Origin of the sequence: Paenibacillus sp. HB172176 (genome assembly GCF_011947265.1) — a bacterium.
Taxonomy (GTDB): Bacteria; Bacillota; Bacilli; order Paenibacillales; family Paenibacillaceae; genus Pristimantibacillus.
The window spans coordinates 434,893-448,175 of sequence record NZ_JAATHD010000004.1 but is presented as its reverse complement, the minus strand read 5'-3'; the positions used below and the strand labels follow the sequence as shown (position 1 = coordinate 448,175).

At 52.4% G+C, this 13,283-nt stretch carries 12 protein-coding genes; 1 reads left to right on the top strand and 11 read right to left on the bottom strand.

Annotated elements, in window-relative coordinates:
• Positions 1–460: 460 nt before the first annotated feature.
• Entirely contained in the window at positions 461–1,723 is a 1,263-nt protein-coding gene (locus HFP08_RS08920) for an Nramp family divalent metal transporter (protein WP_168120232.1), read from the top strand.
• On the opposite strand, the gene HFP08_RS08915 is transcribed toward HFP08_RS08920, so the two are convergent.
• The 11 genes from HFP08_RS08915 to HFP08_RS08865 form a co-directional block, all read right to left on the bottom strand.
• Positions 1,709–2,581, bottom strand: a complete 873-nt coding sequence (locus HFP08_RS08915) for a hypothetical protein (RefSeq protein WP_168120231.1) — start codon at positions 2,579–2,581, stop codon at positions 1,709–1,711. The genes HFP08_RS08920 and HFP08_RS08915 overlap by 15 nt on opposite strands.
• A gap of 203 nt (positions 2,582–2,784) precedes the next feature.
• Positions 2,785–4,329, bottom strand: a complete 1,545-nt coding sequence (locus tag HFP08_RS08910; protein WP_168120230.1) for an extracellular solute-binding protein — start codon at positions 4,327–4,329, stop codon at positions 2,785–2,787.
• 100 nt (positions 4,330–4,429) lie between these two features.
• A complete protein-coding gene (locus HFP08_RS08905) occupies positions 4,430–5,314 on the bottom strand; it encodes a carbohydrate ABC transporter permease (RefSeq protein ID WP_168120229.1) in 885 nt (294 codons plus the stop codon).
• An 18-nt stretch (positions 5,315–5,332) separates the two neighbouring features.
• Entirely contained in the window at positions 5,333–6,247 is a 915-nt protein-coding gene (locus tag HFP08_RS08900) for an ABC transporter permease (RefSeq protein ID WP_168120228.1), read from the bottom strand.
• 214 nt (positions 6,248–6,461) lie between these two features.
• Positions 6,462–8,264: a cache domain-containing sensor histidine kinase gene (locus HFP08_RS08895; RefSeq protein ID WP_168120227.1), complete on the bottom strand. Its 1,803-nt coding sequence runs from the start codon at positions 8,262–8,264 to the stop codon at positions 6,462–6,464.
• Positions 8,265–8,287: 23 nt separating this feature from the next.
• Positions 8,288–8,911, bottom strand: coding sequence for an SGNH/GDSL hydrolase family protein (locus tag HFP08_RS08890; RefSeq protein WP_168120226.1), 624 nt, complete (start codon positions 8,909–8,911; stop codon positions 8,288–8,290).
• Positions 8,908–10,548 (bottom strand): response regulator, encoded by a 1,641-nt coding sequence (locus HFP08_RS08885; RefSeq protein WP_168120225.1) that lies wholly within the window; start codon positions 10,546–10,548, stop codon positions 8,908–8,910. The genes HFP08_RS08890 and HFP08_RS08885 overlap by 4 nt, the downstream gene beginning before the upstream one ends.
• A 246-nt stretch (positions 10,549–10,794) precedes the next feature.
• Entirely contained in the window at positions 10,795–11,277 is a 483-nt protein-coding gene (locus HFP08_RS08880) for a DsrE/DsrF/DrsH-like family protein (protein WP_168120224.1), read from the bottom strand.
• A gap of 218 nt (positions 11,278–11,495) precedes the next feature.
• A complete protein-coding gene (locus HFP08_RS08875) occupies positions 11,496–11,759 on the bottom strand; it encodes a metal-sensitive transcriptional regulator (protein ID WP_168120223.1) in 264 nt (87 codons plus the stop codon).
• Between the two features lie 140 nt (positions 11,760–11,899).
• Positions 11,900–12,127: a sulfurtransferase TusA family protein gene (locus tag HFP08_RS08870; RefSeq protein WP_168120222.1), complete on the bottom strand. Its 228-nt coding sequence runs from the start codon at positions 12,125–12,127 to the stop codon at positions 11,900–11,902.
• Positions 12,127–13,281 (bottom strand): MBL fold metallo-hydrolase, encoded by a 1,155-nt coding sequence (locus HFP08_RS08865; RefSeq protein ID WP_168120221.1) that lies wholly within the window; start codon positions 13,279–13,281, stop codon positions 12,127–12,129. The genes HFP08_RS08870 and HFP08_RS08865 overlap by 1 nt, the downstream gene beginning before the upstream one ends.
• Positions 13,282–13,283: the final 2 nt, after the last annotated feature.

Genomic DNA, 13,283 nt, shown 5'->3' with positions numbered 1-13,283 from the left:
CCTTATCAAATGGCTCGCCGTTATTTATAGTTACTCGACACCCTGGCAAAGCGCGGCGAGCGAATATTCTCTCCAATTTCCAAGTCTGTTTTTCTGACTTGCAGCGCGACGCGCAACTGTTCACCGTGTTCCAAGTCTGTTTTTCTGACTTGCATCGTAGCGCGCGACTGTTCACCGTACTCCAAGTCTGTTTTTCAGACTTGCAGCACTTCGCATAACTCTTCGCGGGCTCAAAGCCTGCAGCCTGACGCGCAGCGCTTCAAGCTGCCGCGATCTTCCACGCCGTCTCTCCCGCTCGCCTGAGCTCAAATTGTTAAACAGGCAGCTTCGAGCCAATAATAATACAATTGACATCGTTCCAAACTCGCAACTATACTATTCGTATACAAGTTGCTTATAGGAAACTTTTTGTCCTACGCGCAAACTCATTCACTTGTCATACCAGGACGGAGGTTTTAATATGAGCCAATCCCTGCAAAACAATGCCAATCTGTCCTTATCCGGCCAGTCCAAGGGCTTCAAGCGATTTTTCCCGTTTCTGGGACCGGCATTCATAGCGGCGGTTGCCTATATCGATCCCGGCAATTACGCCACGAATATAGCGGCGGGCTCCAAATACGGCTACACCTTGTTATGGGTCGTGCTCGCTTCCAATTTAATGGCCGTCTTGATCCAGACCATGTCGGCCAAGCTCGGAATCGCTACGGGAAGGAATCTTCCCGAAATTTGCCGGGACCGCTTCTCGAAGAAGACCTCTTTCCTATTATGGATGCAAGCCGAGTTAGTCGTCATGGCTACGGATCTCGCGGAGTTTATCGGCGCGGCGCTGGGGCTCTATCTGCTGTTCGATATTCCAATGATTGCCGCCGCCCTCATCGCGGCGGTCGGTTCGTTCGCCATTCTCGAGCTTCAGCGCAGAGGGGTCCGTCCCTTGGAAGCCATCATTACGGGCATGGTCTTCATTGTCGTCATCGCGTTCGGCATTCAAGTATTTTTCGCGCGGCCAGAAGCGGCTCCCTTGCTCGAAGGGCTGCTGACGCCCAGATTCGACGGCGTAGACAGCATTCTGTTGTCCGCAGGCATGCTTGGCGCAACCGTCATGCCGCATGCCATCTACCTGCACTCCGCTCTGACGCAGAAGAGAATCGTCGGCGCGACGGAGCAAGAACGCAGGAAGATTTTCCGCTTTGAATTGGTGGATGTCGTCATTGCCATGGTCGTCGCGGGCGGGATTAACGCAAGCATGGTGATCGTGTCGGCGGCTTTGTTCCATCAAGCCGGATCCTTTGTCGAGGATTTGGAGGTTGCTTTCCATCAATTCCATGACCTGCTCGGCCCGCTCACTGCCATTCTATTCGGCATCGGACTGCTGACGGCCGGACTGTCCAGTTCATCCGTAGGAACGATGTCAGGCGACGTTATTATGCAAGGCTTCATCCGCAGATCCATCCCGATTTATTTGAGAAGATTCATCACCATGCTGCCGCCTTTGATCATCATTCTGTGCGGCATCAACCCGACCAAAGCGCTCGTAGCCAGCCAAGTGATCCTGTCGTTCGGCATTGCTTTTGCGCTTATTCCGCTCATTCTGTTCACGGGCGACAAGAAGCTGATGAAATCGCTGGTTAACAAAAAGATCACAACAATCCTGGCATGGATCGTTGCGATCATCATTATCGCCCTCAATATTTTTCTGCTATACCAGACTTTATTCGGAGGATAGGCTGACGGGATGTCCCGCCTTGCGGGCTCCCCTGCCCATCCACGCTTTCACTGCCGACGCGGCCACGAGCAGGAAGAAGGCCGCGGTCGCAGCCGAGTAGCCCGACCATTCCAGCAGAGGACGTCCCTCGAACGTCTGCCAGCCCATAATAAGCAAGCCGCAAAGGAATGCCGCGCCCGAGAAATGTATGATCCGCTTCCGTTCTCGCAAGGCCCCTCCTCCTCTCGTTGTCAGCCAGGCAATAATCGGCAACGCCTGCAACGCGTGAAACCCCATGCCGTGCAGCCAGATCAGATTGCCCTCCCCGCCAATATATCTTCCGCCATTGACGGAGATGCTTATGCCGACGGCGAAGGACACCATGACCGCCGCAATTGCATACCGAATGCCAAGAACAAGCTCGGGGTTGCTCTTGAACACCTTCCTCCGATAGAACTGGACCATGAAGAAGAGATAGAATACGATCAGCAGCATCGCCACCGTTGTGAAAATATTGGCTACAGCCTGATCGAACGCCAGCGCGCTTTCCGTAAACCGCGGATCGACGCCCCTCATATTCTGCACCGTTTCCGCAAAATAACAATAAAGTCCAAGCGCAATGTACGACCATCGAAAGAAAGCGCTGCTCCCTTTCTTCATGCCTGCCGCCGGCAGGATGGCCGCCGTAGATATCAAGAACACCCCAAGCGCCGCGTCAAACGAAACCGCCTTCCACAAATCGCCGTGGGGCTCCACTTCTCCCCCGCCAACCACTGCCATAACCAAACAAATGACGGAAAGCGCCAATCCCAGCAGCCCCGTATATACCAAGGAGCGCTCACTCTTCACCCAGTCCGGCAACCTCATCCCAATCACCATTCCTTCTCTTGTTTATTACCTCAACTCTACAAGAAGAAGAGCATGTCACGTAACGCACCGCGGTCGAGCGTATCCCTCGTTCATTGGAATGTGCTGATCTACGTCTTAAGGAGGAGCCAGCAGCAAAAAAGCTCTTGAAAATCAGCCGCGCGGGCATGATTTTCAAGAGCTATTACAGGCTTGCAATCAACGGATAAACGCTTTTACGATTTGCTCGAGAACCAGTCGTTGATTTCCTTCGATACCGCTTCTCCGCCCGCCGCCTTCCATGCTTTCTGCAAGTCCGCAATCGCGTCATCCGTTACGCCGTCTACAATCATCTTGATCAGATTCTCGGTTACGGCGCTGGCAAGATTGGCGCTGTCGTTGGAATATTGGGGCAAATAAGGCGAGAAGGAAAGCGGATCCTGATGAATCTGCTCCTCCGGAATATTATTGATAATGAGATAGTTGTCGAACATCGGCTTGCTTTTCTGCAATCGCGCCTGCCAGTAGGTCACGAAATTGGCCTCATCCATCCCGATTACGAAGCTGTTGGCATTGCCTCTTTCATCGAAGAATGCAGGCGCAATCGGCATATAATTGCCGTCCTCTACCTTGTACGTGACGCCTTCCTCTCCAATGAACAATTCCTTGAAGGTATCCTTTTCGAGCATCGCGTTAACCAGCTTGATCGCATCCTCGGCATGCTTGGAGGATTTCGGTATGAACGTAATTTTGTTAAAACCGCCGATTTTCGTTAGTCCGCTTTGCCCGTCCGGCCCTTGCATCGGCGGAATAAATTCGTAAGTCGCATTAGGCGCGTTCTTCTTCAACGCTTCGTCAAAGCCGGGAATCGAGGACCAGCCTGCCAGAATGACCCCGGCGCGCCCGCTCGTGAACTTCTCGGCGGATGTCGCGCTCTTATTGGTCGCGAACTCATTGTCAAGCAAGCCTTCGTCATACAGCTTGCGCATGAACGTCGCATACGCCTTCAATTGGGGATGATTGGCGATGCTCAGAACGCTGTCGCCCATATCGTTCCAATGGCCGTAGATGCCGAAAGCGCCCATCACATTATCAAGAAGACCCGTGCTGTCCATCGTCAGCGCAATATTGTTTTTCCCGTTGCCGCCCGGATCCTGATCCTTAAACGCCTTCAACACATCGACGAATTCGTCCAATGTCGTCGGCATCTTCTTGCCGACCTTCTCGAGCCAGTCGGTGCGAATCAGCAAGCCGCTTCTCACGTAGCTGACATTCAGGGTAGGGATGCCGTAGATTTTCCCGTCCAGGCTTGCTCCGTCCAGACTTTCCTGAGAGATCGCTTCTTTAATATTCGGTCCGTATTCGTCGATTAGAGGCGTCAAATCCGTTAAGGCGCCATTCTGGGCAAGATTGAAGAAATCCTGTTTGTTCTGAGCGTCGACAAGATCATAATCCGAACCGGACGCCATGATCAAATTAAGCTTGTCGCTGGGCTTCTCTTGCGGCAGCATGTCGTTCTGAAGCTTGTAGTCCGTCTTCTCTTCCAGAAACGTATTTACGGGATACGTGTTATAATCGACCGCCATATAGACGCGAAGCAGCTTCAAGGTCGGCTTCTCCTCCTGCTTGCCGCCAGACGCATTCGACGTCGCGCCAGTCGCATTGCCGTTTTTTCCGCCGGAATTCGTGTTCGAATCATTGCCGTTCGAGCAGCCTGCCGCCATGACTGCCATCGCCAGCATAAGCACAAGTACCGCCGAAATCCAATTCCTTCTTTTCATGGTACAACCCCTCCGTTATTTTTATTATGAACAAACCCCGCACATTGTAGCAACGCCAGGGAATATCCCGCACCTGAGGCTTTGCTCTGCTCGCTTGCCGTTACCCTTTGACAGAGCCAATAAGAATGCCTTTGATAAAATATTTCTGCAACATCGGATACACCAGCAGAATCGGAATCGTAGACACAATAATGGTAGCGTTCCGGATGCCCTCCGGGGACAAATTCAGCAGTGAATCGATGTCGGCGTTGAGCAAATTCTCATCGGATGCCTGAATGATGATGTCGCGAAGATAGAGCTGAAGCGGCTTTAAAGCCGGATCGTTCAGGTACAGCATCGGATGGAACCAATCGCTCCAGAAGGCTACCGCATAGAACAAGCTGATGGTCGCGAATACGGGAGCCGAGATTGGGATAATGATCCGCAGCACGATTAGCAGATTGCTCGCCCCGTCAAGCTTCGCCGATTCCTCCAGGCTCTCGGGCAAGCTCTCGTAATAATTTTTCATGAGAAGCAGATTGAATACATTGATTAACGCCGGCAGGATGAGGGAGGATAGATTGTCCATTAGCCCCAAATTTTTGATGAGCAGATAATTCGGAATCATTCCTCCGTTGAACAGCATGGTGAAGATATAGAGCAGCAGCACGAACTTGATGCCTGGCAGATTTTTCTTCGACAGCGGATACGCGGATACCGCGGTCAGCACGACCGCTCCAAGCGTGCCTGCGACCGTCACGAACACGGAGATGAGGAACGCATTCTGAAACAGATGATCCTGCACAACGAACCTCACGTTCTCGAATGTCATATCGACCGGCAGCAGCCCGACCTTGCCGGATATGATTGCCCAATTGGGACTCAAGGATTTGGACAGCACATTCAGGAACGGGAACAAGCAGAGCATTCCCGAGACGATGAGCGCCAGATAGGCGATCGTGGTGTAGATCATTTCGGAGATGGGTTTTCTAATCCAATGATCCATTTGCTTTGCCTCCCGTCATTACCATATGCTTCTGCCTGAATATTTCTTGGCGAGATAATTCCCTCCGATGACTAGCGCGAAGCCAATCACGGATTCGAATAGACCAACCGCGGTGGAGAAGCTGAATTCCATGGAGGTCAATCCCATCCGATAAATATAAGTGCCGATGACATCGCCCGTCTCGTACACGGTCGGGTTGTACAAGAGCAGAATTTGCTCCGTGCCCGCTTCGAGCACATGCCCGATGCGAAGGATGAGCATCAGAATGATTGTCGAGGCGATGCCGGGCAGCGTAATCGTGAATACCTGCTGCACCTTGCTAGCGCCATCCAGCTTGGACGCCTCGTACAATTCGGGATCCAGCCCTGCGATGGCGGCGATGAAGATAATCGCGTTCCAGCCCGCTTCCTTCCAGCCCGCGGTCGCTACGATTACGCTTCGGAAGAAATCATTGTCCATGAAGAAATTAATCGGCTCTCCTCCGAAGAATACGACCATGCTGTTCAGAATACCGGTAGAGGGCGACATGATGTTGATGAACAGACCGGCGATAATGACCCAGGACAGAAAATGCGGCAGATAGATTATCGTCTGTATCGTTCGCTTGAACCACATCTTGCCTACTTCGTTCAGAAATACGGCGATCGCGATCGGAATAGGAAAGAGAATGACGATCTTATACAAGCTGATGAGCAGCGTGTTCCTCATGATGCGTCCGAATTCGGCGGTGGAGAACAGCCGGTCGAATTGGGCGAATCCGACCCATTCGCTGCCATTGATGCCTTGGAAAATATTAAAGTTCTGAAAAGCGATGACCAAGCCGTAAATGGGTGTGTACTTGAATATCCCCAAGAAGACAAGGCCCGGAATCAACAAGAGATACAAGTCATAATTGCGGCGAACCTGCGACAGCCATTGCATCCTGAGCTTCATAGCTTCCCTCCCGTCATGTTGTTCGTTGTTGGTAATGCTTATGATCCTATCTTACAAGCAAAGCAATCCGTTCCGTGAGGTACAATGTTCAGCGCGAATGGTTCATTCTTCAGGCATCCCGTTTCTGTTACCCAGAGCATCCCGCAGCTTGTACGCAAAAAAACATGCAAGCATCGGCAGCTCGGCTGCATGCTCGCATGTTCCAATTCATCTCTTATTCCTCTGCCCCCGTGACACCCGGCATTCGAATACTTACGGTTGTGCCCGCTCCAGGCTCGGATTCTATCTCCAAACTGCCCGCGCCTTCCGTGAACAGGCGTACTCGCTCCCATACATTGTACAAGCCGTAGCTGGATGGCGAGGATGAGGCATGCAGGGAGGCCATAATCGCATCGACCTGCGCCTTCTCCATGCCTGTTCCATCATCTGTCACCTGAATGACCAGCGTGCCTTCCTCTTCATACGCAACGACGCGAAGATGCCCGTAATGCTCCTCCTTGTTATGGATGCCGTGCATAATCGCGTTCTCGATGATCGGCTGAACGGTAAGCTTGGGCAGCTGCCGGCCGAAGAGCGATTCCGCAACCTCCACCGAATAATCGAAATTGTGAAACCGCTGCTTCTGAATTTCCAGGAACGCCCTCGTCAGATTCATCTCATCCTCCAGGGCGACAATATCATTGCCTTTGTTCAGGGTCAGCCGAAAATATTGCGCAAGCATGTTCAGCATCTTGCTAATATCATGCGCGCCCTTCGTCAGCGCCATCCAATTGATCGTATCGAGCGCGTTGTACAAGAAATGGGGATTTATCTGGGCTTGCAAGGCGCGCAGCCGTGCCTCCTTCTCGCGTTCCTTCGCGCGATAATTGTCGTCCATCAGCCGTTGGAAGGTCGCGAGCATATGAGAAACGCTCTTCTCGAGCTGAATGACGACGCCGCTGCGATGCGGAATGCCTTCTTCAATCATGGAAGCGCCGCGCTCCCTCAGTTGCTCGGTAATATGACGCACTCTGCCGATCGTCCCTCGCGTAACATGAGCGAAGACAAGAAAGGCGCTGACAATGAATAACAGGGCAAGCGAAAGGGTCAGCACAATGGAAAAGCCGAAATTGAAATCGGCGCTTCTGTGGTTGATCTGCCTGGCCGGAAGCAAGGACGCGATCTTCCATCCGCCCTCGCTCAGCGAATCATAGATGACGTAATAAGGCTCCGAATTCAGCTTGCGGCTGACAATGCCGGTTGCCCTCTCTTCCATGGAAGTATGTAATTCGGAAGCTTGAGGCAGAGTCAGGGCCGATTCCCGTTGCTCGTATGAAACGACATATTCAGCCTGATTAACGATATACATGCTGCGGCTGGACTCGTCTAGCTCGGCTTGCCGCAGAATGGACAAGAGATTGGCTTCCGGCACGTCCAGCACGAGAATGCCGATGATACGCGAGAATTCCTTCGGGTCTCTGATGATGCGGGCAGCCGAGATTACCCTCACCTCACCGTTTACTCCGCTGTAGCGCTCCTCATGCGAGGGCGCCCAGTAGATGGAGCCGTTCTGGCGGATAATCTCGTCATACCACGCCAACTGGGTCGCTTCCCTCAGACTGAAGAAATTCACATGCTCTCTGGCGTACATTTTATCAGGGTTGACGTAAAGCTTGATCTTCGCGATATCATTGCCTTGAAGATTGCGAATCATGCTCTCCAGCTTCTCCTCTTCCTCCACCTGATCATAATTAACGCCGCTCTTCGGATCGTTGGACAAGAGCTCGTACAGCTCCTTATTCAGAATCAAAGCATCCGAAATCTCCGCCACCTTCGAAAGTCGATAGTCCACGTTGATCTTCACCTGCTGAACCGATTTCAAGATCGATTGCGTCACCTGCTTCTCCACGATATGAGACGAGGTAACCATATAATAATAGAGCAAGCCCCCCGCCGGAAGAAGTACAATCAGCATGTACACGATCAGCATTCGGCGATAGGCAAGCCACAGCAGTTGATATTTGCGCCAAAAATGCATAGCTTACCCCCGCTTTCTTGACATTAGAGCGTTGCCAGAAAAGCTGCCGCCATATCCGCTATCCGCTTGTGGCCGGCTTCGTTCGGATGAAGGCGGTCGCTGGTGAAGGCGTCCAGGGTCAGCTTGTTGAAGCCGCTGAGCGCATAGAGATCGAGCACCGGCAAGGCGTAGGCCCTTCCGATAAAGCGGACGGCGTCGGCATAATCCCCGAGCAAGCTGCCCCAATCATTCCTCGTCGTAGAGTCGAACCCGTCTTTGTCCCGCTGCAGCGGTGTCCATAGGCTTAATCTGCTGCCGGGAAACCGTCCAAGCAAGCTTTCAATCAAGAACTGATAGGCGCCTACAAACGTGTTCTTGTCGAACTCCGAACCGATTCCCTTCCATTCTCCGACCGGGATATGGAGACGGTAGTCATTCGTTCCCGCGAACACGGTTATGCAATCGAAAGCCTCGTCGAGCTCCTCCGCGACCCGCACGGTGGCTCCCTCATCCCGGTCTGTGCCAAGAGCTAACGGGCAGCCGCTTCTTCCCTTATTATCAATTCTTGCAAAGCCCAAAGCCTCGCCGACAAGCGGCTGATAGCCGTTCGCCGCCGTAATGCTGTCGCCCAGTGTCGCCCAGCTTGCGCCTTGCCATCTCTGCTTCATTCCATCGCCCTCCTGTGAATGTCTCGATATTCGCTCGGATTAAGTCCGGCGTGCTTGCGGAATTGCTTCGTGAAGTAGCTGGGCTCGGAATACCCGATAGCCGTGCAAATATCCGCAAGCTTATCCTCCGAATTCGCGAGCAGCTCCTTCGCCTTCTCCATGCGAACTCTTGTCATATATTCGTTGATCGTCTCTCCGGTTTCCTGCTTGAACAGCATGCAGATATAAGTTTTGGCCAAGTAGACCTGCGAGGCGATATCCGCAATCGTCAAATTGCCAGGGAATTGTTCCTGAATAATGCGAATGATGGCTGTGATGACATCAGGCGCCTTCCTCTGCGCGCGCTTCTCGATAAAGCTGCAGACGCGGGTCAAATAATGCTGGAGATGCAGCTGCATCTCATCCAGCGTCTCCAGCTTCATGAGCCGCTGCCAGGCTTCCGATTCCCTTTCATTCCGATCATCGTCTAACGGTATGCCGAATTCGGACAGGAATTGGGAGGTGACGAGCATCACTTGCAGGCATACGCGCTGGCAATCGCCGTAACCGATTCCTTCGCTCTCTCGAAGCTCGCCGAACAATGCGTCCAATTGCAAGAAAACCGGATCGATTGCGCCCGTCTTCAGCATGGAGGCCAGCGCTTCGATTCTCTCCGTAATTCGCCGGTAATCCACATTCTTCTGATCGGCCAGCGCATCGAAGGTCAGCACCTGGTTCTTCCCCAGAAACAGCCTCCGCTCGATTGCCTCCGCCGCCATCTGATAGCTCTCGGCAAGCCTGCCCAACTCCTCAATCGTTCCGCCGACGCCTATCGTCAGACTGATCTTCATCATGCGGCTCAGAAATCCGTTCAGATGATCCATAAGATCGCTTACCAGCGGAAAGATCATCTCCTCGCCCTCCAGCTCGGGAAGCTTCAGGATAAGCACGTATTCGCCCCGCTGATGCTCGAAAATATAGCCCGAAACGCGAGCTTCCACGATTTCCTGGCAAATATTCTGAATGGAAAACGAGATGAGCTGCATATTCTGCTCCGAGATGTGCTCGAATACGGTTCGGAAGTTGTCGATTCGAATAATCAATGCGCAATACGCCGCGTTGTACGGCAAATTCAGCTCGAGAAACTCGGCGCGCTTCTCGGCCGTCGTCTGATCGATGCTTCCGTCCCGAATCAATTGAATGAGAAATTTCTCCCGCAGCAGCGGTATGCTTTCTTTCAGCTTGTCGTTCATGCGCTGCAGCATGTCCTTCCTGCTCGCTTCCTGCTTCGACAGCTTCATGATTTTCTCGATTACCATCGTCAGCTCTTCGAGGTTGACAGGCTTCAGAATATAATCGACTGCGTCCATCTTCATCGCCGACTTCAAATAGTCAATATCATCGTAGCCGCTAATGAACACAATTTTCGTATCGGGGAAATCAGCCTTGATCCGATGTACCATCTCTATGCCGTCCATGCCCGGCATCTTCACATCCGTAAGCACAATATGCGGCTTCAAACGGCCGGCAAGCTCGAGCCCTTTCTTCCCGTTCTCGGCTTCTCCCGCCACCTCAATGCCGTAATCGGCCCAATTCATGCACAGCTTCAGACCGTTCCGGGTTGAGAATTCGTCATCGACAATCAATAGTTTGTACATGGCCTCCTCCAACTTTCCGGCTTGCATTCATTATAATCCAAGCGAGCTAGGACAGGCTTATGGAAAATTGGTTCATTCTTCAATAATACGTCTGCTGCTTGCTTGCGCTCAAAGTATGATTTGCGAAAGCGAACGGAACACTAAGCTAACCAGCAATATGCCAGCTCGCAGCCGCAACGAAAACCCCGACATCGGCACTGAAATGCCAGATGACGGGGTTTTATCAAACCAAACGCGCATGCCATGTTAAATAAACAAATTGACCTTCGCCTCGTTCGCGTCACCGAGATAAGCGGCCACGCCGGCGTATTCGATATCGTCCAGCAGCTCCTCCTGCTTGAGGCCGAGCAAATCCATCGTCATGGTGCAAGCAACCAGCTTCACCCCTTGCTCTTGAGCCAGTTCAATAAGCTGCGGCAGGGACAGCGCGTTATGCTTCTTCATGACATGCTTGATCATCTTCGGCCCCATGCCCGCCATATGCATCTTGGACAGGCCCAGCTTCTTCGCGCCGCGAGGCATCATCCATCCGAACATTCGCTCGAGCATGCCCTTGTCCGTCTTCACGAGCTCATCCTTGCGGAGCGCGTTCAGCCCCCAGAAGGTGAAAAATATCGTGACGTCATGATCGTAAGCCGCTGCTCCGTTCGCAATGATGAACGCCGCGATCGCTTTATCCAAGTCTCCGCTAAACAAGACGATCGTTGTTTTGTCTTTCTCCATTATCATTCTCTCCCAACATATAATTTATCATATAAAATTCCGAGTCCCTATATACCCATATGGGTATTATTTCAGGCATGCGGAATTCAGGGCAACAAGGATGACATCCGTTGCTGCTCGAACAAATAAAGTTTAACGGACGCTCCGCCCCTGATCCCGCTGAATTACGATTGCATCTCTGCCCGCGTCTGCCGCGCCCGCCGCTTCCGCCTGCAGCCGCTTCTTTAGCGGCTTTTCACCAGCAAATCGACGGCTTCCTGAACAAGCCTGCTTGTATCGCCGCCTCGCTCCTGCTCTTCCATGATGCATTGCTCCAAATTCGTCGCGACGATATAAGCCATCGCCTTGTCCGCGGCGCTCCGTACGGCGGAAAGCTGCGTGATAACATCCTTGCAATCCTTCCTTTCTTCCATCATCCGCATGACGCCCCGGATTTGACCTTCCATTCGCTTCAATCTTCTCATCGTATTGTCATCATAAGTGTGCATGCGTTATCCCCCTCCTGCTTTACCCGGCCAAGGCCGAAGCAAGCAGCGATTCTCGATCTCGATACCCCTAGAGGTACTTCTATGAGGTACTATATCTTGTTTGGGGCAGAATTTCAACGCCAGACCGCGACCAACAGACCCTAATGCTTGCGAACATAGAACGTGTACACGCCCGCATTCTCCTCGTGATGAAGCATCTCATGCTTGGTTCCCTTCACCCAAGCTTGAAAGTCGTTCAATGACCCCATATCCGTAGACACGACTTCCATCACTTCTCCAACTGCTATCGTCTCGAGTGCTTTCTTCGCCTTCACAATCGGCATCGGACATGCCATTCCCTTTGTATCCACCACAATAGTTGCTTTCATTATTCAGTCTCCTCCTTAATGGCGCATCGGTTTGGTCCTGTTTCCATCTCACGCAGTTCCTCTTCTTCCGGCTGCAGTTTGCCCAGATTCGTCTGGCGAATGTCTTGATAGGCGTTCGGATGCTTCGGCAAATTCTCGGTAACCGCGCGTCTGAAGTCTCCTTCGCTCTCGATTTGCAAGCCTTCGTTTGTTTGGAACAGCCTGCCGAGCGGCGCCGAAACGCTGCCGTTCTCATTTAATTCGCGAATGCTTCCGAAATGCGCAGGAAGCACGACAAGTTCCTCTGGCAAAGCTTTGTAACGGGAGTACAACGTCTCGCGAAGATCACCCGCCCAATCCTCGGCGCTGCCCGCCAGATCAGGACGCCCAATCGACTTCACGAACAGAATATCGCCTGTAAGCAAGTAACGTTCATCGATAATAAAGGACGTGCTGCCGATTGTATGCCCCGGGGAGTATACGGCATCAATCCTGATGTTTATGCCGCCGACAGTTATCGTTGTTCCATTCTCTAACGGCGCATAGGCAAAGGTCGCCTCTTCTGCATCCTTGGGCGGAAGCCAATAGGAGGCTCCCGTATGCTCAGCCAGCATCCTGCCGCCGGAGATATGATCCGCATGAAGATGCGTATCCATCGCATGCTTGATAACAGCTCTCTTCTCCTCTGCAAATTGCTCATAGACATGCGTCATTCTCATCGAATCAATGACAGCGGCTTCGCCGCCTGAGATGACCATGTAGGAGAGACATCCTTTGCCAAGCCGAACAAACTGGTACAGTTCTCCGCCGTCTCTCAGCTCGGCTATCTTCACCGGCTCAAGATGCTCGCTCCATGCCTTCATGCCGCCTTCGAGATAATAGACGTCAGCAATTCCTGCTTCGACCAGCGCATCAGCTACGAACCGCGAAGATCCTTCCTTGGCGCATACTACCAACACCTTCTCTCCCCGCGGCAGCAGCTCGATCGCCGCATCGACGCTGTCCAAAAGATCGAAATAAGGAATATTCGCCGCTGTAACGCCTACGCCTTCGATCTTCCAATTATTGAAAAGCTCTTCATTGCGAACATCAAGAATGAACAGCTTCTCTCTGCGAATAACGGCTTGCGCTGCCTCTGCCGCCTTCATTGCCTTTGCTTCTGTCGTAGTTGTCATTG

Coding starts and splice junctions, on each gene's coding strand:
- HFP08_RS08900 (WP_168120228.1), bottom strand. CDS start 6,247: ATGAAGCTCAGGATGCAATGGCTGTCGCAGGTTCGCCGCAATTATGAC.
- HFP08_RS08870 (WP_168120222.1), bottom strand. CDS start 12,127: ATGAAAGCAACTATTGTGGTGGATACAAAGGGAATGGCATGTCCGATG.
- HFP08_RS08920 (WP_168120232.1), top strand. CDS start 461: ATGAGCCAATCCCTGCAAAACAATGCCAATCTGTCCTTATCCGGCCAG.
- HFP08_RS08895 (WP_168120227.1), bottom strand. CDS start 8,264: ATGCATTTTTGGCGCAAATATCAACTGCTGTGGCTTGCCTATCGCCGA.
- HFP08_RS08905 (WP_168120229.1), bottom strand. CDS start 5,314: ATGGATCATTGGATTAGAAAACCCATCTCCGAAATGATCTACACCACG.
- HFP08_RS08885 (WP_168120225.1), bottom strand. CDS start 10,548: ATGTACAAACTATTGATTGTCGATGACGAATTCTCAACCCGGAACGGT.
- HFP08_RS08890 (WP_168120226.1), bottom strand. CDS start 8,911: ATGAAGCAGAGATGGCAAGGCGCAAGCTGGGCGACACTGGGCGACAGC.
- HFP08_RS08910 (WP_168120230.1), bottom strand. CDS start 4,329: ATGAAAAGAAGGAATTGGATTTCGGCGGTACTTGTGCTTATGCTGGCG.
- HFP08_RS08865 (WP_168120221.1), bottom strand. CDS start 13,281: ATGACAACTACGACAGAAGCAAAGGCAATGAAGGCGGCAGAGGCAGCG.
- HFP08_RS08875 (WP_168120223.1), bottom strand. CDS start 11,759: ATGCACACTTATGATGACAATACGATGAGAAGATTGAAGCGAATGGAA.
- HFP08_RS08880 (WP_168120224.1), bottom strand. CDS start 11,277: ATGATAATGGAGAAAGACAAAACAACGATCGTCTTGTTTAGCGGAGAC.
- HFP08_RS08915 (WP_168120231.1), bottom strand. CDS start 2,581: ATGGTGATTGGGATGAGGTTGCCGGACTGGGTGAAGAGTGAGCGCTCC.